The sequence below is a fragment of the Salinicoccus halodurans genome (genome assembly GCF_900114445.1).
Taxonomy (GTDB): domain Bacteria; phylum Bacillota; class Bacilli; order Staphylococcales; family Salinicoccaceae; genus Salinicoccus; species Salinicoccus halodurans.
The window spans coordinates 250,780-271,921 of record NZ_FOTB01000003.1 but is presented as its reverse complement, the minus strand read 5'-3'; the positions used below and the strand labels follow the sequence as shown (position 1 = coordinate 271,921).

Below are 21,142 nucleotides of genomic sequence, written 5' to 3'. Positions count from 1 at the left end.
GGAGCAAAAAATTTGCTCCTTTTGCCTCTTTCTATTAACGATTCTCTTCCCAGTAAGACTGAGAGTTTTCTATAACTTCATCCCAGGTAATTTCACCTGAGAGATACTGCTGGACATTGTTCCCAAATACATCTTCAGAGAAACCGGTTGGATAACCTAAGAAAACCCAACCACTTGTATTTCCTTCTGCAGTGTATTCATAGATTTCTTTTGAAAGCGGGTCTGAAATCTGTGATGTATCATAATCTTCATATGCAGGAATGAAATTGAATTCGTTTAATACAATATCTTTACCTTCATCAGATGTATACATCCAATCCAGGAACTCCACTGCTGCCTGCTGTACATCTTTTTCAGCCCCTGAGTTAACTACCCAGTATTGAGGCACTCCCACCGGCATTTTTGCTTCTCCGTCAACTGGAATCGGTAGGATTCCTGAGTTCTCTGCAACTTCCGGTGCTATCTGTTCGATTGAAGGGTAAGCCCAGTTACCTTGCTGTATCATTGCAACTTTACCCATGGAATAAAGGGCTTCCACCTGCTGAGAATAATCCAAGCTCAACACTGGTGTTACAGAATATTCCGCCTGCATATCAATATACGACTTAAGTTCATCAGAAAGTTCGAATTGGACCGTATCTGATTCAAATGCGTTCATTACATTATTATTAAATTCAGGAGCAAGGAAAGAACTGCTTGTATGGTTACCATACACCCATCTTTCCTTACCAGGGAACGCATACACTGCATCAAGGCCAAGCTCTTCTTTCATTCCATCAAGTTTTTCTGTTGCTGCCTGCAAGTCCTCCATTGTCGTAAGCTCTTCAGGATTGATACCAGCTTCTTCAAAGATTTGCTTGTTGTAAATCAGACCATAGCCTTCAAGATTATAAGGGATACCGTATACCTGATCATCTATCGTCACCGGATCCAAAGTACCATCAAGCGCTGTATCTATAGCTTTTGAATCTTCAATTGGTGCGATACGGTCTTTATGGTCTTCGTAATCCTGCGGACCGCCGATGTTGAAGATATCAGGTTCTTCACCTGATGCAATTTTAGACTTAAGTGTTGCACCGTAATCGTTCCCGCCTCCAACAGTTTCAACATTGATCGTTACATCAGGGTTCTCTTCTTCATATTTAGCTACCAGATCTTCAAACTGTTCACGAAATTCAACTTTAAACTGATAAAGATCGATTGTTACTTCGCCGTCATCTTCACTGCCTTCTGAAATAGATCCACCACCATCGCCACTGTTACCGCATGCCCCTAGAACAAGAGTCAACGATAATAATAATGAATAACCCCACTTTGTTTTAGACATTTGAGCTCCTCCTCATTTATGTAAGCGTTGTCAATCGCTGTATAAATGATTATATATTCAGAAAACAATTAAGTCAAGCATTTATTGCAAACGATTGCATTAATAGTTTCACTGATTTTACAACAAAAATTAAGGATACTAACCTTATATTTATGATTTCTATTGCAAACGATTGCTCAAAACAGCACTGTTACCGCATTCCTCTTATTACAAAAAACCCAGAATCTATCTGGCATAGATTCTGGGTCGGATCTGATGATCATTTAATTAAATGATTCCTTCTTTTTGTTCCTGGCTGGAGTATTTCAAAACATCTCTTGCAAAGTCGTTCATATCCCCCACATATTCGAAAGTGCCTTTCAATACCGGATAAATATTTTTGATTCCAGCCTCGCCGAGTGTCGATACGATGAAGGAAATGACATTTAATTTTCTCAATTTGAATACAGTGCTGAACACTGTTGCCAGATGACTGATATATTCTTTTGATTTCATTCCGGTTTTATCTGTATCTTTGGCCTGATTGATGTAATCTGCTGCCCTGGGTATGGGTTTACTGATGATTTCACCATCTTCCGGTGACACCTGGAAATGCGCTTCGGTCATTTCTTCTATAGAACGGTAAGCCCTGCTTAAGATAATATCTTTTAATCCGGGCGATAACAGTTTCGTCGCGAGGGTGTTGAGTTTTTTATTCAAAAATTTCTCCATATATTCTGCACTCCCGGTCCTGTGATTGAACTCTTTGTCCTTGGAGTCGAATATCGGCTGGAGCGCAGCTTTGACACCTTCTATGCCCAAATCGTCTTTTACACTTACAAAATGATAATGGAGCGGCTGATCCAGGTGCTTTTTGAATGTGACATGCAACTCTGTATCCTTATCATGCATAAGCAGCTCCTGTTGCTTCGTGCCCGAGACATCAACGAGTGTATCTGATTTGTTGTAGATGAAGATTATGTTGATGTTCCGCTTTGCCAAAAAGCGGATTATTTCTTCATCAGCTTCTCTGATTTTTGATGAAAATACATATAGGACATGCCTGATATCCGCTTTTTTTATTAATTTCTTATATTGCTTCGGAGAATATTCTGTTGTACCCACTCCCGGAAAATCAAGAATCTGCCCATGGCTTCCATATTTATGCGAAGTGATGGTACGGGTGGCATCGGTCTGGGTGGAAATATGTGTATCCTCTCCTGCCAATGCGCTGACCAGTGCGCTCTTTCCGGCATCTACCTGGCCGAGGATCCCGACCCGGTAATCGATTGTACCCTCAACGTATTTATGAAAAGATTTAACTAAAGGATGTTCGGCGACCATAACACTCACCTCTGTTTATATAGTATCTTTATTCTCTTTACCCATAAAATAGCTTATTAAGAGACCGGCAGTGAATACGAGGACTGTAATCATCCAGGAGAGCAGTGTCTCGGGCAGTCCGGGGTAGATTGCAAATACGGATCCCATGACCAGACCGAGAATCAGTGCATATGTTAAATAAGTATAGTGCCTCAGCATGTACTGGATGATACGGCTCGCCACAAGCAGCCCTGCGACTATGCCCAGACCCGCTGCAATCAGCACCGGCAGGACACTGAAGTTAAACGACGTAAGTTCACTCAGCGAATAGATGATGATGGAGTAGGAACCGAGGAGCAGGAGTACGAGCGATCCCGAAATCCCCGGAAGCAGCATTGTTGCCGATCCCAGCATGCCGCTGAAGAACAGTTTTATGAGCAGGGGAGCCGTGATCGAGATCTCCTCTATCGGCACCTCGTCTGCGCGCATCATACCCATGAAAAACAGTCCCGCCACCGCAATGATGATCAGTATATAATGCGGGGCTCTGAATTCCACCTTATAGTTGGATATCCTCAGCATCATCGGTACCACACCCAAAATCAATCCCATGAAAAACCAATGCACCGGCATCATATGGTTTCTCAGTAAGTAATCAATGAGTGATGACATTGATAATATGGCGATGCCCATACCGATGACGAGTGGAATCAGAAAGATGACCGCCTTTTTGTAATGCCTGGAGACGACCTTGCTGACTGCACCTAGAAACTGGTCATAAATACCAAGGAGCAGTGCCATCGTACCGCTGCTCACACCGGGGATAAGCTCACATACCCCCATTAGAAATCCTTTTATTATATTTACCCATTTGAACATGTTTTAAATTACCTCTCGAATTCACAGTTAGTTTTATTTTCCATACGATTGTAGCATATTATCGGTTCATTTCATCATTTGCAGGGCACTCTGGTTTGATAATACGTTTTCATATTGTTATAACTAATCTAACAGATTAATCGATGGGAGATATTGATGTGAGAGATTTAGGTATATATTTCGGAACGTTTGCCCCCTGCCACGTTGGACACTTTGAGCAGATTGTCCGGGCTAAGCGTGAGAACAGGCACGCACTTGTCATTGTCAGCGGGTATGAAGGTGACCGCGGCAATACATACGCGATGTCTCTTGATAACAGAGTAAAAGCGATGCGGCAGCTGCTGCGGAATGATAAAAACGTGTCAGTCATCAAATTGGATGAAACGGAGATCCCAAGATATCCCCACGGTTGGGGGCCATGGCTTGAAATGCTTGCTGAAAAAATTTCCGCAGGCATCGCTGCACTGGATTTTGAAGTGGATGAGATGACCTATTACGTGGGTGAAGAAGAATATATCGAGCCGCTTCAGAATTTTTTTGACGGCAGATGGACTGAAATTGTTACGCATATCACTATGGTGGACCGTAAAATTTTAGGGATCAGCGGTACGAGTATACGGGAAGAACCCATATTGAACTGGGATTATGTCACAAGACCATTCAGAAGGTTTTTCGTCCAGAATGTACTGGTGCTAGGCGCTCCCGGAACAGGCAAAACATCACTTGTCCATGATTTGGCCCGAAGATATTCCACCAGCTATTCGACAGAATATGCAAAGGAATACCGCATAAGCCAGCATGTTGCCGCTGATGAATTGGACGTCAAGGATTTTCATGCAGTCGGCATCGGGCAGTTCGAAAATAATAAAAAACATATCCACTCCCCCGGAACAAGAAAGGTATTTTTTGCGGATACCGATGTGATGATGACGAAAATATATATGAAGATGCATGCAGTCGGAGATGAATTCCATCAGCTGAAATCAGTGTTCGACTACTTCATCCATTTGCAGAACTGGTCGCTCATCCTTGTACTGCCTCCGAAAGAAGACGTGACGGACGACGGCTACTCTGTCACAATGCATGGCATGATTCTGGATGAAATAAAACTGCAGGGATTGGAAGATATTACGCATGTGCTCGAAGGGGAATCATATAGAAACCAATATCAGGAAGCACACACTCTTGTAGATGAAATCCTCAAAGATGGTAAAGATAATTAAGTGGAAACGCATTTATTTGTATAATTACACTAATTGGGTGGATACGGCTATATATTGATGGAAAATACAGAAAACTTTGTTATCATAATTAACATCTATCTAATGGAGGAAGATTAAATGGAACAAACACTATTGCTCACACCTGGCCCAACACCGATTCCACCACAAGTTTCAAGCCGTATGTCTGAAGGCATGATCGGCCATCGTTCAAATGATTTCAACCATCTCATGGAAAATATCCAGCCTAAATTGAAGACTCTCCTCGGAACGAAGGACTCCGTTGCCATCCTTTCCTCAAGTGGTACAAGTGCACTGGAAGCTGCGATGGTCAATCTTGTAAAACCCGATGAATCAATTGTAATTATTGTGAGTGGCGCCTTTGGGGACCGCTTCAAAAATATCGCCGGCACTTATCCATTCGATGTACATGTGTATGACGTAGAATGGGGAGAAGCAGCAGATCCAAAAAAATTCAAAGACTTCCTGAATGAAAAAAAGAACATTAAAGCTGTGTTCTCCCAGTCATGTGAGACGTCCACCGCCGTCATCCACCCTTTGAATGCTCTCGGTAAAGCCGTTAAATCCTACAATGAAGAAACTTTGTTCATCGTTGACGGCGTAAGCATCGTCGGAGGCATGGAATTCGACATGGAAAAAGATAATATCGACTGTCTGGTCACAGGAAGCCAGAAAGCGCTGATGCTTCCTCCGGGCATCGCATTTGTTGCGATGAACGAAACAGCAAGACAAAAATCAGCTGATAATGATCTGCCCCGTTTTTACCTGGATATCAACCGGTACTTCAAAGCACTGGATGATCAGTCCACGCCATTTACACCAGCCGTTTCTTTAATACAGGGACTGGAGAGGGTTCTCGAAATTTATGAAGAGGATGGGGTTGAATCCGTGTTTGAACGCCATGTGAAAATGCGCGATATGCTAAGGGCCGGCCTCCGGGCACTTGATCTGGAAATGCTGGTGGCTGATGAGTATGCCTCTCCCACCGTCACAGCATTCAAATCAGATGAGGATGAGCTGAAAGTGATCAAAGACAAACTTAAAAATGATCATCAGATTACCATAGCCGGCGGCCAGAAAGAGCTCAAAGGCAAAATTCTCCGCATAGGGCATATGGGCTACATGTTCCCTCACGATATGATCCGTGTACTTGCTGCACTTGAAGCGGTACTCAGTGATTACAGAAATGAAAAATACTATGGAAAAGCACTCGCTGCTGCACAGGAGGAATATTATGGAAAATTATAAAATACTCGTGCTCGATCCTGTAAGTGAAGATGGCATCAAAGAACTTCTGGATCACCCCAATTATGATGTGGATATAAACACCGGACTCAGCGAAAAAGAAATTCTGGAAATCGTCCATGAATATCACGCGCTGATTGTACGCAGTCAGACGACGGTCACAGAAGAGATAATCCGCTATGCACGCACGCTTAAGGTCATTGCCCGCGCCGGTGTCGGCATCGACAATATTGATATCGAAGCTGCGACGAAGCATGGTGTTATCGTCATCAACGCACCGGACGGCAATACGATCAGCGCGACTGAACACACAATGGCGATGATGCTGTCCCTGACCCGTGATATCCCGGCTGCCCATAAAGAATTATCAGAAGGTAAATGGAACAGAAAAGGGCATAAGGGAACAGAAATGTACGGCAAGACACTGGGGATCATCGGTGTCGGTAAAATCGGTTTCGGTGTCGCCAAGCGTGCCCAGAGCTTCGGCATGAGAATCATTGCTTTCGATCCATACTTATCCGATGACAAGGCGCAGGAAGCTGAAATAGAGAAGATGGAAGTCGATGAAATTGCAGAACAGGCGGATTTTCTTACTGTACACACTCCGCTTACACCACAGACAAAAGGAATTGTAGGTGCAGACTTTTTCGAGAAGACAAAACCAGGACTGAAGATCGTCAATGTCGCCCGCGGCGGAATCATCGATGAAAAAGCCTTGGTTAATGCATTGAATGAAGGGCAGATCGACGGTGCCGCACTTGATGTATTCGAAGAGGAACCACCGACAGACCAGGAATTACTCAGTCACCCTAAAATTGTGGTCACCCCTCACCTCGGCGCTTCCACAGTGGAAGCACAGGAGAAGGTTGCAATCAGTGTGTCCCGGGAAATCATCGATATTCTTGAAAACAATACAATCATACACGCTGTGAATGCGCCGCGTATCAGCGAAAATATCAATAATGAACTGAAACCGTATATCAATATTGCAAATCATATGGGTGAAGTGGGTATCCAGATGATGAATCGTCCCCCTGCAGAAATCAAACTGAAATATCATGGGGAACTTGCACTGGATGATACAAGCATGCTGACACGTTCATTCGTTGCAAGTCTGCTCAAACCTCATCTGGGGGAAAACGTCAATATTATAAACGCCCTTTATCTGCTGCAGGAGCAGGATGTAGTATATAAAGTGGAGAAAAAAGGAAAAGCACACGGATACAGCAACTATCTGGAAGCGGAACTGATCAATGAAGATGAAACACTCATCCTCGGTGCAAGTGTACTTAACGGATACGGGGAACGCATTGTTAAAATCAATGAATTCCAAGTAGATATCAAACCTACAAAACACCTGCTGTTCATAGACCACCAGGACCGCCCGGGAATCATCGGTGAAATGGGCATCACACTCGGAACACATAAAGTCAACATTGCGAGCATGCAGCTCGGAAGACATGATGCGGGTGGAAATGCACTACTCTCCCTCTCTCTTGATCAGGGAGTGAACGATGAAGCGATGGAGGAATTGAGCGGAATCGAAGGGTTCAATGGACTGAAACAGGTAGATTTATCATAATATGCAAAAAACCATCACAATCATTTGTGATGGTTTTTAAGTATGATTTCTTCTGTTTCCAAAACGGAGTCCACCATGTTCGTCACTCCGAGATCTTCGAAGCTTGGGATGATTTCTTTTCCTGTGAGTCCTGTCAGTGTTGCGATGAAATCTGCACCGATGGCATCTGCACAATAGAAATCCGCTATGGAATCCCCGATAATGAATAACTTATCATCGGATAAATTGCGTTTATTCACCGCATCATTGAAATAAGATTCATCATGCTCATAGAGACTCCAAAGATAGCTGTATGGATGAGGTTTGGCCAGAGAGACGTCAATACCTTCTGTACCTTCAGCAGCAAGCACTTCGGAAGCAGTGGAAACTCTGTTGTTTCTGAAAAGGTCCATGAGCCCCTGTTGATGGAACGGAATCAATGTCTCCTGTCTCGGTCTGCCCGTGGCTACTCCAATCTCTACACCGGCTGCGAGAAGCCGTTTGAGCATATCTTTAATATCTTCAGGATGACGAATCCATTCTTCATCGTTGATGAATCCTTGCTTTTCTTCTTCTTCGGCTTCCCTTCCCGTAGATGTTTTAACACCATTGCTTCCAAGATACCATTCCTGATATTTGTATTGGCCGGTGCTCCAGATCGGGCCATGCATGTCAAAAATTTCCGGATTTGTAATATCAATTCTCTGTCGCGCATATTCAATCAGTTCCGTATAGATAGTATCTTTTGTATAATTCCCTTCTTTGAGGAAATCCACAACCTGGTTGTAGTCCACTTCCAAATCACCAAGCATCTCACCGACTTTGTAGATGTCAGAGATATCCACATTATCTACACTGATATTGGACTGCTTGATGAGATTGATATACAGAACGGAAAATGTGACAAAAAGCATATCCCAGTTAGAGTTGAGTCCCATTTTTTTGAACCGTTCCAGCACTTCATCATCACTGAAAGTAGACGCGCGGATCAAATCAATTTCCTCATCTGTATAATCAATTTTAAATTTTTCTTTTCCCAAATTTAAATATCTGGGACTGTAGAGCATTTCATGTACTGCCAGTGCGGAAACATCGAAACACCTTTCCTCACTGAGAAACACCCCGTCAACATCGAATAATACCACAGTCACAGCCAATTCCTCCTATTCACAGTTGTTTTAGGTTAAGTATTAGTTTCTCACATTGCTCCTTCTATGTCGACTGAACTTTTCCATAATTCAATACATTGTTATTTCTGCCACAAACTCTATACTAAAAGTAGATTGTTAAGACTTTGTTAAAAAATTTTAAAAATTCTATTAAAGGTCACATTATTGCAAATGTAAGAATTTAACCCGGGTTAATTTATTTATTTTAATGCATTTTGTCAAATTCCATCCTATAATGAAAATCGTAACAAGTATTGTAAATTACACGTAAAATTAATTAAATTATTGTAAAGGCGCCAAGGTGCCTAAGTGGGGGAATATTTATGGAACTCAGTCCGATGGAAGTCATCTTTCTATTTTTAGGCGGACTAGGTATTTTTCTTTATGGTATTAAAATGATGGGCGATGGTCTTCAGGCAGCAGCCGGGGACCGTCTCCGCGAAATCCTGAACCGCATGACATCCAATCCATTGCTGGGTGTTCTTGCCGGGATTATTGTTACCGGGCTGATACAGAGCAGCTCAGGGACTACGGTCATTACAATCGGACTCGTTTCAGCCGGTTTCATGACACTCAGGCAGGCTATTGGTGTCATTATGGGTGCAAATATTGGTACGACGATCACTGCATTTCTAATCGGCTTGGATATAGGTGAGTATTCACTGCCTATCCTCGCACTCGGTACATTTATGATTTTCTTCCTCGGTAACAGACCGAAAGCAATCAACCTTGGCCGCGTACTGTTCGGCTTTGGTGCCTTATTCTACGGTCTGGATCTGATGAGCCAGGGAGTCAAGCCTCTCGCAAACCTGGAAGCATTTACTGACATGATGCTGACGATGTCCCATAATCCGATCCTTGGTGTTGCTGTTGGTGCAATAATGACGGTTATTGTTCAGAGTTCCAGTGCAACAATCGCGATTCTTCAGGGATTCTATGCCAATGATCTTCTCGAACTGGGCGCGGCGCTTCCAATCTTGCTGGGGGATAACCTGGGTACAACGATCACTGCAGTTCTTGCAGCGCTTGTAGGTTCAATCGCAGCAAAGCGTGCAGCTATGGTACACGTTATGTTCAATCTGATCGGTGCGGTCGTATTCATCATCATCATGCCGCTCTTTGTAAGATATGTTGAATTCCTCCAGGGAGCATTGTCGTTGAATCCGGAAATGACCATTGCTTTTGCGCACGGTTCTTTCAACATTACGAACACGCTGATGCAGCTGCCGTTCATATTCGCAATGGCATGGCTGGTTACAAAAATCATACCCGGCAAGGATTTTTCAGAAGAATTCCAGCCGAACCAGCTCGATCCTCTGCTCTTGAAAAATTCACCCGGCATTGCCCTTCAGGGTGCACAGAATGAAGTTAAGAATCTTGGTAATCTGACACTCAGCATTTTAGATGATGCACAAAACTTCAGTAACACTGGAGACAATAAAAAGTATAAAGAAATCAAAGAGAAAATCAATGTCGTGGAGACGCTACAGGACAGCATCAAAAAATATCTGATCGATGCTTCTAAATATGACATCAGCAGTGAAGATATCGAGAGACAGGCAACGTTGCTTGAAATCACGCGTATCTTGTATAAAGTAAGCATACAGATCAATGACTATACTGAATCCTACAACAAGAAGTTCAAAGAAAAGATCGAGATCTCCGAGGAAGCACAGGAAGGTCTGCAGAATCTTTATGAACATGTTTATAAGTCATTCAAGAAATCCATCGATTCTCTGGATATATACAGTCCACAGGAATTGGAGGAAGTCATCCGACTCAGCCAGAAATCTTATAAGATTGAAAACAAGCTCAGAAAGCAGCATGTCAAACGACTTAATAGAGGCGTGTGTTCTACGGATGGCGGTCTGCTCTATGTAGATCTCATCAGCAATCTCGAACGGATTGGCTATAATGCCAGAAATATTTCCGAAACGAATCTTGATGCAGATCATGATGAATTGACCGAAGATTTTACAATATATGAATAAAAATCAAAATCCCGATGCTGGAGCATCGGGATTTTTTATGCTTTGCCTTTTAACATGCCATACCAATACATGATGGGGAGCATATTTTTTTTGAACTGGTACAGGAATTTCTTGTCGTCGGACTGGTCGAGGAACGTAGTTTCTTCAGGAATTCTGTCATAACCGAATTCAGCCAGTATGAGTTCACCGTATTCAGTTGCAATCGGACATGCAGTTTTACCATCATACTCATGGGATGGCTCTTTGTCATTCATCCGGTCCAGCAGGTTCTCCACCAGAACAGGCATCTGCTTTCTGACTGCACCGCCCATCTTGACTGTCGGCAGACTGGAGGAATCTCCCAATGAAAATACTGTTGTATAAGTTTTGTGCATCATTGTATAGGGATCGACATCCACCCATCCTTCTTCATCAAGAAGATTGGAATCATCAAGAACAGAAGGACCATGCATTGGCGGAGTAACAACGATCATTTCGAATGACTCAGTACTCTTTTCTCCCGTTTGGGCATTCTCGAAAACAGCTTTTTTCTCACTCGCATCTATTTTTATTAATTCCTGATTCAATTCATAGTCAATGTTTTTTTCATCCATCTGCTCACGCAGACTGTCGTCATATTTCTTTACTTCAAATATTTCCTGTTTGCCGCTCCGAAAAACAATGTCCGCACTTCTCTCCCTGCTTTTTAAAAAGTTATCCATTGTAAACAGCGAGTTCTCAGCAGAGACACCGCCTTTGATTTTCGATTTTGGCTTCGTGACGATTATATTTCCCGATGTCACTTTGGTCAGTGTGTCATAAGTGTATTCCACATGATCCACCAGATAGTTTGTGCAGATACCACTGGTGCCGAGTGCTTCAGGAAGACCTTCTATCGCTTCATAATTCAATTCAATCCCAAGAGCGACTACAAGAAAATCATATTCGATATTATAATCCCCCGCCTTTACAACCCGGCCTACGGGAGCAACTCGTTCTACTCTCTCCTGCAGCCACTTTGAACCTTTCGGCAATACTTTTTCCATAGGCTTCCAGGTGGATTCCAGATTTACTTCTCCACTCCCGACCAACGGCCATGCCGGCTGGAAATAGTGATAATCGTCCGGCTCAATGATGAGTATTTCATTCTTCAGATTTTTATTTTTACTTAAAATCCTGCTCGCAGTCGATATGCCGCCTGCACCGCCGCCGAGAATAACGAGTTTATAATGATTCTTCATCCTTATACCTCCGTCTTTTTTAACTCCATTCCCTCACATGACGTGTTTCATGCACAATCTTTCAATGTGATTGTACATTTTCACTCTTAATACTAGAATGTAAACAGAGGGGGAATTTTATGAACATAGAGGAGAAATTGACTCTTTTTAAAAATGAAGTGGGTAAAGTGATTATAGGACATGAAAAAGTAATTGAACTCGTCTTCGTCAGCATGCTGCAAAAAGGACATATTCTTTTTGAAAGTGTGCCCGGCACAGGGAAAACCATGCTTTCCAAAGCAGTTGCAAAGGCGATAGGCGGATCTTTTAAAAGAATCCAGTTTACACCGGATGTACTGCCTTCCGACATTACAGGTCTCAACATATATAATCCCAAAACACAGGAATTTGAATTGCGTAGAGGACCGGTCGATACTGATATACTGCTTGCAGATGAAATCAACAGGGCCACACCCAGAACTCAGTCGGCACTGCTCGAAGTAATGGAGGAGAAACAGGTGACGATAGATGGTGAACGCATTCCTGTAAGTGAGCCCTTCATCGTTCTCGCTACACAAAATCCTATTGAGTCCAAACAGGGCACCTTTGATCTGCCCGAAGCACAGATGGACCGCTTTCTGATGAAAATAGATCTGGGTTACCCTTCAAGGGAAGAAGAAAAATTAATGCTTGATACTCATGGTGTAAAAAATGCCCTGGATGGGATAAATCCAGTGTTTCAAAAAGATGAAATCATTGAATTGCAGCACCGGTTATCCGAAGTGGAAGTAAATGAAACCGTTCAGGATTATATTCTTGATCTTATTTATAATTCGAGAAATCATGAGCATATCGAACTCGGTGTATCGCCACGCGGTACCATCGCTCTGATGCAGGCTGCCAAAGGGATTGCACTGCTTAGAAACAGATATTATTTAACGCCTGAGGATGTTAAATATATCGCACCATTCGTGCTTGGTCACCGCCTGGTATTGAATATCGAAGGCATGACTATTACAGATTCCACTGCGATAATCGAGGACATTATCAACTCCTCAGAAGTGCCTGTTGAATACGGAGTCGCAAGAGATGAAATTTAAAATTGATTTTAAAAATTCAAGGACCATGACATTTTTCATCGGCTCTGTTGTCATTCTCTTCATTCTGAATATTTTTTATGGGATAACTCTGAACATTATGATTGCCGTTTCATTGGGCTTTTTCATATCCTTTGCATTACTGAGCTATTTATATGAAAAAAATGTTGCGCAAAAGCTCAGACTCGAAATACTGAATAAAGAGATACGCATCTATAAAAACCAGGAAGACAGCATTCGGATCAAAATAACGCAGGAAGGCATCATGCCTATACTCGGTGGAAAGATATCTTTGTCAGCCGGGGATGACATCCGATTTGTGAATGATATATCTACTGGAATCAGACAGCATACCGTTACTGCAATTACATTCACAGTAATGCCGAAGAGTTCAATCATCATTGAAGTGCCCTTTACGGGATATTCAAGAGGGGTGAGCAAGATTGTCAAAGCGGAAATAAACATCCCGCAGATTTTTGGATTCAACACCCTTGATCTCAAACAAACCGGCAGGCCTGATCATGAAATCATCGTTTACCCTGATCGTTATGCCGTACATAATGAAGGGATGGAAAATCAGATGATCCAGGGAAGTTTCATGCAGCAGAATGCGTTGTTCTCTGATCCTTTGAGGCCAACCGGTACAAGGAATTACCTTCCAGAAGACAGCATGCGTGCTATCCACTGGAAAGCCTCCGCAAAAACCGGAGAACTGCAAACCAGACTTTACGAAAAGACAACTAAAATAACATGGATGATACTGATTAATTTACGGTCTGAAAATTCTTATGCACCACCAAAAAACATCGAGGAAACATTCGAGAAAATCACATTTATCACCGGCAGGGCAACCGAAGCCGGAATACCTTATAAAATCATCACAAATATGGTGATGATGGACAACCGCACATTTTTCAAGTTGGATGAAGGTGAGGGTAAATTGCATTTTAAACATACTCTGGAAACACTTGCACGTATCAATACTGTTACTTATACCCTCAGTTTCGAACGCTTGCTGAGGTATGTGCAGCTGCATGAAGAACTCTCCACACATGTTATATTTACAGGAATTGCCGATACTTCCATTTCAGCAGACCTTTCGATTTTAAAAACAAAAGGTGCCAATGTATTTCAATTGAACGAGTATGGCATCACCCCTTTTAAGGCTGACAGCAGCGAGGGGGGCCGTACATGAAAAGATTAAAGTATATTTGCCAGTTTAGCCATACTTATCTTACTGATATGTTTTTATTGTTGTTCATCGTTCTCCTCCTCAATGTACATAACGGGAAAGAAGCGCTGATCCTCCCGTTCATAACGCTTGTCGTATTGATGATGATTGTGAGTTTTTTCATTGTCAGTCGGTTCAGGCCCGTAAGAATATACTTCATGTTGCCGGTTGTGCTGATTGTTGCTCTCGGTTTCGGCTTTAACTGGCTCGCAGCATTGCTGGTTGCCTATCTGCCGATATGGAGACTGGAATACCTGCATGATGATGTCGATAATTCATTTTCCAAAGTAACGCTCATCGTTACTTTTCTACTGCTTATCGCTACAAATGTCCTGACAACAGAAGCCACGATTGCTTATTCACCATATTTTCATTTAATTTTTCTGAGTCTTATAATTTTCTTTTTTACAGGCAGAATCATCGTTCATCTGATTGGTAACGGGTACCCGACACATGAAAATTGTTACATGTTCACCATACTTTCAGCACCGTTTATACTGATCGGTGTTTTCCTTGGCCTGATGTATCACTATATTGTGTTCGCAGCAAAATATACCGTTGTATTGCTTTTAAATGGATTCATATTTCTGCTCCGTCCATTTTTTCACATGCTTGAAAATGTTGAAATTGAATTACCTGAATTAGAAAAGGAGAATGTTCCTGAGGGCCGGGAAGGGGAAGAAGTCCAGCCGGAATTCGATCAGACATCAGCTTTTTCACAGATGCCTGCCGATACCATACTGGCTACTCTGTTCATTATTGCAGTCATTGCTGTCCTTTATGTTTATTATAAAAAAAGGAACAAGCCGTCTGTCGGTAAAAATAACGGTGAAATGAATTCTTCCGCTTCGATTTTCCACTCAAAAAATAAGATAAAGCGTGAAATAGCAAAAGCACCCGACAGCCGGGTGAGGAGAGTATATTTTGAATTTGAAAAATGGCTGGCATCAAAAAACCTGGGACGTTATCACAACGAAACAATTACAGAATGGATCCAACGCCTCGGGCTAAATGAAATCATTGATAAAGAGAGACTGAGTATTTATATGGAGACACGTTATAGAGATGCTGAAGTGACAGATGACGAATACCGTCGATACAAAGAAAACATCCGATCGATGAAGAAAGACATCACAACATATCTTAAAAATCATTAAATAACGTCCGGGGGATTTCCCGGACGTTATTTTAGTATTGATTAAGATACTGATTGATTTCCCATTCTGATACTTGAGAACGGTACATATCCCACTCCACGCTCTTATTGCCGTGGAACTGTCTGTATATATGGGGCCCAAGTGCATCCTGGATGACTCTATCTTCTCTGAGTGCCTTCAGGGCAGTGTAGAGTGTGGACGGGAGATCTTCCACCCCTACAGCTTCACGCTCTTCACGCGTCATTTCATAAATATTTTCATTCACCGGTGAAGGCAGGTCGGTTCTATGCTTTATACCTTCTAATCCCGCCATCAGGATGGCTGCAAGAGCCAGGTAAGGATTGGCAGATGGATCGACCGACCTCACTTCTGCACGCGTTGAAAGACCGCGGGAGCTTGGTATTCTGAGCAATGGCGAACGGTTCTTGCCACTCCAGGCGATATAGCTCGGCGCTTCATAACCCGGCACCAGACGTTTATAGGAGTTCACCAATGGATTACAAATTGCTGTGAATCCTCTCGCATGTTTTAAAATACCTGCCATGAAGTATCTCATATCCTGACTGAGTCCAATTTCATCATTTTCATCATAGAATGCATTTTCTTTTCCTTTGAAGAGAGAAACATTGAAATGCATTCCGTTGCCGTTAATGCCGTATAAAGGTTTCGGCATAAATGTTGCATGCAGATTGTGCTTTCTTGCCACTGTTTTAACAACGAGTTTAAATGTCTGGATATTATCACATGCAGAAATTGCATCTTCATATTTGAAATCAATCTCATGCTGGCCTTGGGCTACTTCGTGGTGGGAGGCTTCAATTTCAAATCCCATATCCTCAAGTTCCAGTACAATATCACGGCGGCAGTTTTCACCCAGGTCTGTTGGCGCCAGGTCGAAATAGCCACCTTGATCATTTAACTCCGTTGTCGGATTTCCTTTTTCATCTAACTTGAATAGGAAGAACTCAGGTTCCGGCCCCAGATTAAATGCTGAATAGCCCATCTCTTCCATTTCTTTGAGAACACGCTTCAAGTTAGAGCGCGGGTCTCCTTCAAATGGTTTGCCATCTACGTCATAAATATCACAGATTAATCTGGCTACTTTTCCTTTGCCGGCTGTCCACGGGAAGATGGTCCATGTACTCAAGTCCGGAACCAGATACATATCTGATTCTTCAATACGCACGAAGCCTTCTATTGAAGAACCATCGAACATCATTTCTCCGTCCAATGCTTTGTCAACCTGACTGATTGGCACTTCTACATTTTTAATCGTTCCTAAAATATCGGAGAATTGCAGTCGTAAGTATCTGACATTTTCCTCTTCAGCAATACGTTTAATGTCTTCTCTGGTAAAATTCTTCATAGCTCACGCTCCTGATTATTATTTGAAAAACCTTGATAAATCGCCACGGTTCAACATTGGCTTTTGATACTCGACGTGCTTCAGTACTTCCGGGGTGTCAATTGTTTGAGATTCATTAAGAAGTTCCCCTATCCTTTTCATGGTAAATCCTTTTTCCATGTAGTTCTTGATATCCAGCAGAACATCCAGGTCATTCATTGAAAATAGTCTGTGGTTGCCTTCTGTGCGTTCTGGAACTACGAGAGAAAGTGATTCGTAATACCTGATTTGCCTGGCTGACAGACCAGTCAGTTTCATTGCTGAAGACATGGGAAACACGGCTGTGTTGCGTCTTAATTGATCATTGTCCAAACGACCACCTCAAATCATGTAAAAAGATTACCACATTTTTTTTAGGTTTCCTAATCGATGTCAGAAAATATTACATAGTTTAATTCTATACTTTATTTCTCTTTATTCAACAATAAAAAAGACGGAAGAATATATGTTATATCCTTCCGTCTTTTCTCATTTAGCCAAAGATACTTACACCGAAAACAATCAGAATGATGATCGGCAATATAAACTTAAGCATGAATATCCAGAACTTGAACAACCCAAACATCTTGCTGTTCTCATCAATATTGAGCTGTCCCAACGTTATACGGCGATCGATGATATATCCTACAAATATTGTTGAGATAAGTGCCCCTGTCGGCAATAGTATATTGGAGACCAGGAAATCGACATTATCAAATATCGAGCGGCCAAATATAATGACATCACTGAGCACGCCGTAAGAAAGTGCTGAAGGGATACCAGCCAGGAACACGAGGAATCCGAAAAGGTATGCCATATTTCTGCGTTTTCCTTCATTCCCTTTAATTGTGTTGGCGACGTTGATTTCAATCATTGATATGGAGGACGTGAGTGTGGCAAATAAAAATGCACCCAGGAATAAAATATAGAAGAGCATTCCCAGTGGAATTTCAGCGAATACTTGCGGAAGCACTATAAATATTAGTCCAGGACCTTCCGCGGCCTCCATGTTTAATGATGCAATCGCCGGGAATATCGCCAGGCCTGCCATTATTGAAATTGTAACGTTCATTATAACGATGGAAAGTGCGGATTGTGTTAAATTCTGTTCTTTGCCCAGGTAGGATGCATATGTAATCATCGTAGTTGCACCAATACTCAATGCAAAAAATGATTGCCCCAGTGCATAGAGAATTCCTTCTGAACTGATTAGCGAAAAATCTGGTGTGAGGAAAAATTTAATCCCTTCCATTGCACCGGGCAGAGTCACTGAACGGATGATGACAATAAGGAATAACCCAAAGAGCAATGGCATCATTATTTTTGATGCACGTTCTAATCCTTTTTGAACCCCTTGCGCTACGATAAATGCAGTCAGGAATATAAATGCCGCCTGAGCTACTAATACATAAAGAGGATTTGCAATAATCATTTCAAAAGCTGAACCGTAATTATCCAGCTGTATGAGGTTTACCATCTCTCCCACAGCTACAATCATATAGATGAGTATCCACCCGCCGATAACACTGTAGAAGGACAGCAGCAGGAATACGGCAATATTTCCGAGCCAGCCAAATATCCTATATGCTTTTTTATTTCCTAAATACTCAAATCCTTCGATTGGGTTTCGCTGACTTGCCCGCCCGATTACAAATTCAGAGAGCAACAGCGGCATTCCGACAAATAAAGTAAGAATCAAGAATACAAGAAGAAATGCACCGCCGCCATGTTCCGCTGTCATATACGGGAAACGCCAAAGTGCTCCCAGGCCAATCGCAGAACCTGCTGCAGCCAGTACGAACCCTAACTTACTCCCCCACTGTGATCTTTCCATAATATTTCTCCTTTTTATTTTACGTCGTTTATTTTCAGACTTTTTAATATCGTAGCACAATGACTACCCGTTTGAATACTTCGAATCGTAATATTCAAACGGAAAATAGAAACCGGCCCCGAGGAGCCGGCTGACTGCCAGTAATTAGTTTGGATTATCTTCAAGATCCGCCACTGGTTTCTCGTAGTATTGCCTGTCTTTGTTAGCGTTGAAATGATCCGCTTTCTCCAGCTTCACATCTACCGTATAATCCGGCATTTCTGCAAAGTTCTCATAAATCCCTTTAGGTACCAGATAGTTCCCCTCAGGGAACTGGATGCCGATGTTCCCAGCTTTAATATCCGCTATTCTTGCAAATCCCTGGAATACACCATTCACGTTATAGATAACAATCGGTTCGCCTTCCTGTATTCCCTGATCCTTCGCATCTTTTTCATTGATCAGTGCATCATATCGGCCCATTTCATTGAATGCATCATTATCTCCGTAAACCATGGAGTTGAATTGCTTCCCGCGTCTCATCAGCAATTTGAATTCGCCGGCTTTTCTGTTGTTGTCCGGAATATCAATACTGATCAGGTTCGCCCTGCCATCCGGAGTCGGACAGATACCATCTTCACACAGCCACGCACCTCCATATTGGTAGACGTCTCCGGACTTTTTAAGATGCTGCACACCGTCATACTGCGGGTTGGCTTTCGCAATCTCCTCCCGTATTTCCTGTCCGGAATTGAATTCAGCCAGATGCGCGTCATCCGGCTTTACACGTCTGGCAAGGTCTACATATATCTGCCACTCACTCCGCGCTTCTTTAATACGATTGCGATTCCCTTCAATTTCAGGAGAGAAATAAATCATGCGTTCCGTAGAAGTGGATAAGCCGCCGCCATCCTGTTCATAACGTGTTTTAGCAGGAAGTACAATTACGGTTTCTTCTGCATCCAATAAAGTTGAAGTATTTAAAATGATATCCTGATGTACTCGGATTTCCAGGGAAGATAATGCTTCAGCAACGAAATCCGGATCCGGCATCGTCTCCAGGAAGTTACCGCCCGACATATAATAAAGTTTCAGTTTACGCTCGTTATCTTCAGGAAGCATGGCATTTTCTATTGTAATACCGACGGAATCCCCCGGCCATTCAGGCAGCTTGAAGTTCCAGACCTTTTCAATTCTCTCGCGGTTTGCTTCGTCATAATCCCCACCCGGAAGTACGAATGGATCTGCACCCATTTCTCCGGAACCCTGAACACTTGAATGTCCGCGAAGCGGCATCAGTCCATTATATTTTCTTCCCAGCCATCCTCTCAGGAGTGACAGGTTGCACACTTGTGAAATATTATCCGTTGCATGTTTGTGCATTGTCAGTCCCAGCGCCCAGACCATCACACCATTTTGGGATTTGGCCATGAGTTCGGCAAGTTCACTGATACGTGCGCGCCCGATGCCTGAAGATTTCTCGATCTCCTGCCATGACTGGCGATCTACCGTATCTTTCAGTTCCTCGTAGTTGTTTACATGAGCACGTACGAACTCGTGATTAATTGCAGAGCCTTTCTGATCCTTTTCCATCTCAAACCAGCGTTTCATGATGCCATGCATCATTGCAATGTCTCCTCCGATGTTCACTTCATAGAAGTCATCCGCGATTTTAGTACCGAACAGCGCGGATTCCGTGACTGAAGGCACCCAGTACTTCTCCATAGAAGGTTCTTTATACGGATTGATGACGATAATTTTAGTGCCCCGCTTCTTTGCCTCCATCATGTACTTAGTCGAGACCGGACTTGAGTTCGCTGCGACACTGCCCCAGAATACGAGGACGTCCGTACCCATCCAGTCTTGATAGTTGCAGGTTGACGCGCCAACACCCACAGAACGTTTCATTGCAGTTTTACTCGGTGAGTGGCATATCCTTGATGCATTATCGATATTGTTCGTGCCTAAAAACCTGGATACTTTTGCTGCAGTATAATATGACTCATTCGTAATTCCGCGGCTCGTCAGATAGAAAGCGTATTGTTTGGGATTCAGTACTTTCATCTTCTCTGCAATTTTATCCATTGCTTCATCCCATGAAATACGAATGAATTTACGGTCTCCCTTACGACGCATCATCGGATAAGGAATACGTCCAAGCTCTCTCAGTTCACGGCTGGAAAGTTTACGCAGTCCATCGATATCCTGATGCAGTATTTCGGGTTTGATGGGAGGGGCTGTATTCAGTCTGAGCACATTGAAACGTGTCGTACACATGTGCGGACCTTTAAGCGTCTGATCCTGGAGACCGCCCACACCGAGTGCACAACCATCGCAGACACCTTTGGTAATAATATTTTTTGCATAGTTTAAATTATCTTTATTATCCCACGCGATTTTGGCAGTATCCCTGATATGGCGGGGCTTTACCTTGGTCAATCCGAACGGCACCGGACTTGCCCACAGGCTCGGATCCCATCTTTTCGTTTTGCTCATTGGTCCTGGATGAAGCGTCTTTCCCATACTCACACTTCCTTATCAATATT

At 42.8% G+C, this 21,142-nt stretch carries 16 protein-coding genes; 7 read left to right on the top strand and 9 right to left on the bottom strand.

Annotation, left to right across the window (positions count from 1 at the left end):
- Nucleotides 1–34 precede the first annotated feature (34 nt).
- The 3 genes from BM271_RS07900 to BM271_RS07890 form a co-directional block, all read right to left on the bottom strand.
- Nucleotides 35–1,327, bottom strand: a complete 1,293-nt coding sequence (locus BM271_RS07900) for an ABC transporter substrate-binding protein (protein ID WP_046789149.1) — start codon at nucleotides 1,325–1,327, stop codon at nucleotides 35–37.
- 267 nt (nucleotides 1,328–1,594) lie between these two features.
- Nucleotides 1,595–2,650: a GTPase domain-containing protein gene (locus BM271_RS07895; RefSeq protein WP_046789148.1), complete on the bottom strand. Its 1,056-nt coding sequence runs from the start codon at nucleotides 2,648–2,650 to the stop codon at nucleotides 1,595–1,597.
- A 15-nt stretch (nucleotides 2,651–2,665) separates the two neighbouring features.
- Complete coding sequence (locus BM271_RS07890) at nucleotides 2,666–3,508, bottom strand: DUF368 domain-containing protein (protein WP_046789147.1); 843 nt, start codon at nucleotides 3,506–3,508, stop codon at nucleotides 2,666–2,668.
- Nucleotides 3,509–3,666: 158 nt separating this feature from the next.
- Here BM271_RS07890 and BM271_RS07885 point away from each other — a divergent pair, with 158 nt between their 5' ends.
- The 3 genes from BM271_RS07885 to serA all read left to right on the top strand — a co-directional run bounded on the left by BM271_RS07885 (nucleotide 3,667) and on the right by serA (nucleotide 7,576).
- Entirely contained in the window at nucleotides 3,667–4,731 is a 1,065-nt protein-coding gene (locus BM271_RS07885; protein WP_046789146.1) for an AAA family ATPase, read from the top strand.
- A 117-nt stretch (nucleotides 4,732–4,848) separates the two neighbouring features.
- On the top strand, nucleotides 4,849–5,997 hold the full coding sequence (locus BM271_RS07880; RefSeq protein ID WP_046789145.1) for a pyridoxal-phosphate-dependent aminotransferase family protein: 1,149 nt from the start codon (nucleotides 4,849–4,851) through the stop codon (nucleotides 5,995–5,997).
- Nucleotides 5,984–7,576, top strand: coding sequence for a phosphoglycerate dehydrogenase (gene serA / locus BM271_RS07875; RefSeq protein WP_046789144.1), 1,593 nt, complete (start codon nucleotides 5,984–5,986; stop codon nucleotides 7,574–7,576). The genes BM271_RS07880 and serA overlap by 14 nt, the downstream gene beginning before the upstream one ends.
- Before the next feature lie 20 nt (nucleotides 7,577–7,596).
- Here the strand turns inward: serA and BM271_RS07870 are convergent, their stop codons facing one another.
- Nucleotides 7,597–8,706 (bottom strand): HAD family hydrolase, encoded by a 1,110-nt coding sequence (locus tag BM271_RS07870; protein ID WP_046789143.1) that lies wholly within the window; start codon nucleotides 8,704–8,706, stop codon nucleotides 7,597–7,599.
- A gap of 341 nt (nucleotides 8,707–9,047) precedes the next feature.
- On the opposite strand from BM271_RS07870, the gene BM271_RS07865 reads away from it, so the two are divergent.
- A complete protein-coding gene (locus BM271_RS07865) occupies nucleotides 9,048–10,715 on the top strand; it encodes a Na/Pi cotransporter family protein (protein WP_046789142.1) in 1,668 nt (555 codons plus the stop codon).
- A 35-nt stretch (nucleotides 10,716–10,750) separates the two neighbouring features.
- On the opposite strand, the gene BM271_RS07860 is transcribed toward BM271_RS07865, so the two are convergent.
- On the bottom strand, nucleotides 10,751–11,935 hold the full coding sequence (locus BM271_RS07860) for an NAD(P)/FAD-dependent oxidoreductase (protein WP_046789141.1): 1,185 nt from the start codon (nucleotides 11,933–11,935) through the stop codon (nucleotides 10,751–10,753).
- A gap of 119 nt (nucleotides 11,936–12,054) precedes the next feature.
- Here BM271_RS07860 and BM271_RS07855 point away from each other — a divergent pair, with 119 nt between their 5' ends.
- From BM271_RS07855 to BM271_RS07845, 3 genes are read left to right on the top strand one after another with little or no spacing between them, the layout of a single operon-like run.
- Nucleotides 12,055–13,014, top strand: a complete 960-nt coding sequence (locus BM271_RS07855; protein WP_046789140.1) for an AAA family ATPase — start codon at nucleotides 12,055–12,057, stop codon at nucleotides 13,012–13,014.
- Nucleotides 13,004–14,206 (top strand): DUF58 domain-containing protein, encoded by a 1,203-nt coding sequence (locus tag BM271_RS07850; RefSeq protein WP_046789139.1) that lies wholly within the window; start codon nucleotides 13,004–13,006, stop codon nucleotides 14,204–14,206. The genes BM271_RS07855 and BM271_RS07850 overlap by 11 nt, the downstream gene beginning before the upstream one ends.
- A complete protein-coding gene (locus BM271_RS07845) occupies nucleotides 14,203–15,399 on the top strand; it encodes a DUF4129 domain-containing protein (RefSeq protein WP_046789138.1) in 1,197 nt (398 codons plus the stop codon). Before BM271_RS07850 ends, BM271_RS07845 begins: the two co-directional genes overlap by 4 nt.
- 31 nt (nucleotides 15,400–15,430) lie before the next feature.
- Here BM271_RS07845 and glnA read toward each other — a convergent pair whose 3' ends face one another.
- The 4 genes from glnA to BM271_RS07825 all read right to left on the bottom strand — a co-directional run bounded on the left by glnA (nucleotide 15,431) and on the right by BM271_RS07825 (nucleotide 21,119).
- Nucleotides 15,431–16,765, bottom strand: a complete 1,335-nt coding sequence (gene glnA / locus BM271_RS07840) for a type I glutamate--ammonia ligase (RefSeq protein ID WP_046789137.1) — start codon at nucleotides 16,763–16,765, stop codon at nucleotides 15,431–15,433.
- A gap of 18 nt (nucleotides 16,766–16,783) precedes the next feature.
- Complete coding sequence (locus BM271_RS07835) at nucleotides 16,784–17,116, bottom strand: MerR family transcriptional regulator (protein WP_046789136.1); 333 nt, start codon at nucleotides 17,114–17,116, stop codon at nucleotides 16,784–16,786.
- 160 nt (nucleotides 17,117–17,276) lie between these two features.
- Nucleotides 17,277–18,617 carry a sodium-dependent transporter gene (locus BM271_RS07830; protein WP_082103623.1) on the bottom strand — a complete coding sequence of 447 codons (1,341 nt, stop codon included), beginning with the start codon at nucleotides 18,615–18,617 and terminating at the stop codon, nucleotides 17,277–17,279.
- A gap of 144 nt (nucleotides 18,618–18,761) precedes the next feature.
- Nucleotides 18,762–21,119: an FdhF/YdeP family oxidoreductase gene (locus tag BM271_RS07825; RefSeq protein WP_046789135.1), complete on the bottom strand. Its 2,358-nt coding sequence runs from the start codon at nucleotides 21,117–21,119 to the stop codon at nucleotides 18,762–18,764.
- Between the last annotated feature and the right edge of the window lie 23 nt (nucleotides 21,120–21,142).

Excerpts from the sequence above, each read along its gene's own strand:
- BM271_RS07900 (WP_046789149.1), bottom strand. The coding sequence starts at position 1,327 with ATGTCTAAAACAAAGTGGGGTTATTCATTATTATTATCGTTGACTCTT.
- BM271_RS07895 (WP_046789148.1), bottom strand. The coding sequence starts at position 2,650 with ATGGTCGCCGAACATCCTTTAGTTAAATCTTTTCATAAATACGTTGAG.
- BM271_RS07890 (WP_046789147.1), bottom strand. The coding sequence starts at position 3,508 with ATGTTCAAATGGGTAAATATAATAAAAGGATTTCTAATGGGGGTATGT.
- BM271_RS07880 (WP_046789145.1), top strand. The coding sequence starts at position 4,849 with ATGGAACAAACACTATTGCTCACACCTGGCCCAACACCGATTCCACCA.
- serA (WP_046789144.1), top strand. The coding sequence starts at position 5,984 with ATGGAAAATTATAAAATACTCGTGCTCGATCCTGTAAGTGAAGATGGC.
- BM271_RS07865 (WP_046789142.1), top strand. The coding sequence starts at position 9,048 with ATGGAACTCAGTCCGATGGAAGTCATCTTTCTATTTTTAGGCGGACTA.
- BM271_RS07860 (WP_046789141.1), bottom strand. The coding sequence starts at position 11,935 with ATGAAGAATCATTATAAACTCGTTATTCTCGGCGGCGGTGCAGGCGGC.
- BM271_RS07855 (WP_046789140.1), top strand. The coding sequence starts at position 12,055 with ATGAACATAGAGGAGAAATTGACTCTTTTTAAAAATGAAGTGGGTAAA.
- BM271_RS07850 (WP_046789139.1), top strand. The coding sequence starts at position 13,004 with ATGAAATTTAAAATTGATTTTAAAAATTCAAGGACCATGACATTTTTC.
- BM271_RS07845 (WP_046789138.1), top strand. The coding sequence starts at position 14,203 with ATGAAAAGATTAAAGTATATTTGCCAGTTTAGCCATACTTATCTTACT.
- glnA (WP_046789137.1), bottom strand. The coding sequence starts at position 16,765 with ATGAAGAATTTTACCAGAGAAGACATTAAACGTATTGCTGAAGAGGAA.
- BM271_RS07830 (WP_082103623.1), bottom strand. The coding sequence starts at position 18,617 with ATGGAAAGATCACAGTGGGGGAGTAAGTTAGGGTTCGTACTGGCTGCA.
- BM271_RS07825 (WP_046789135.1), bottom strand. The coding sequence starts at position 21,119 with ATGGGAAAGACGCTTCATCCAGGACCAATGAGCAAAACGAAAAGATGG.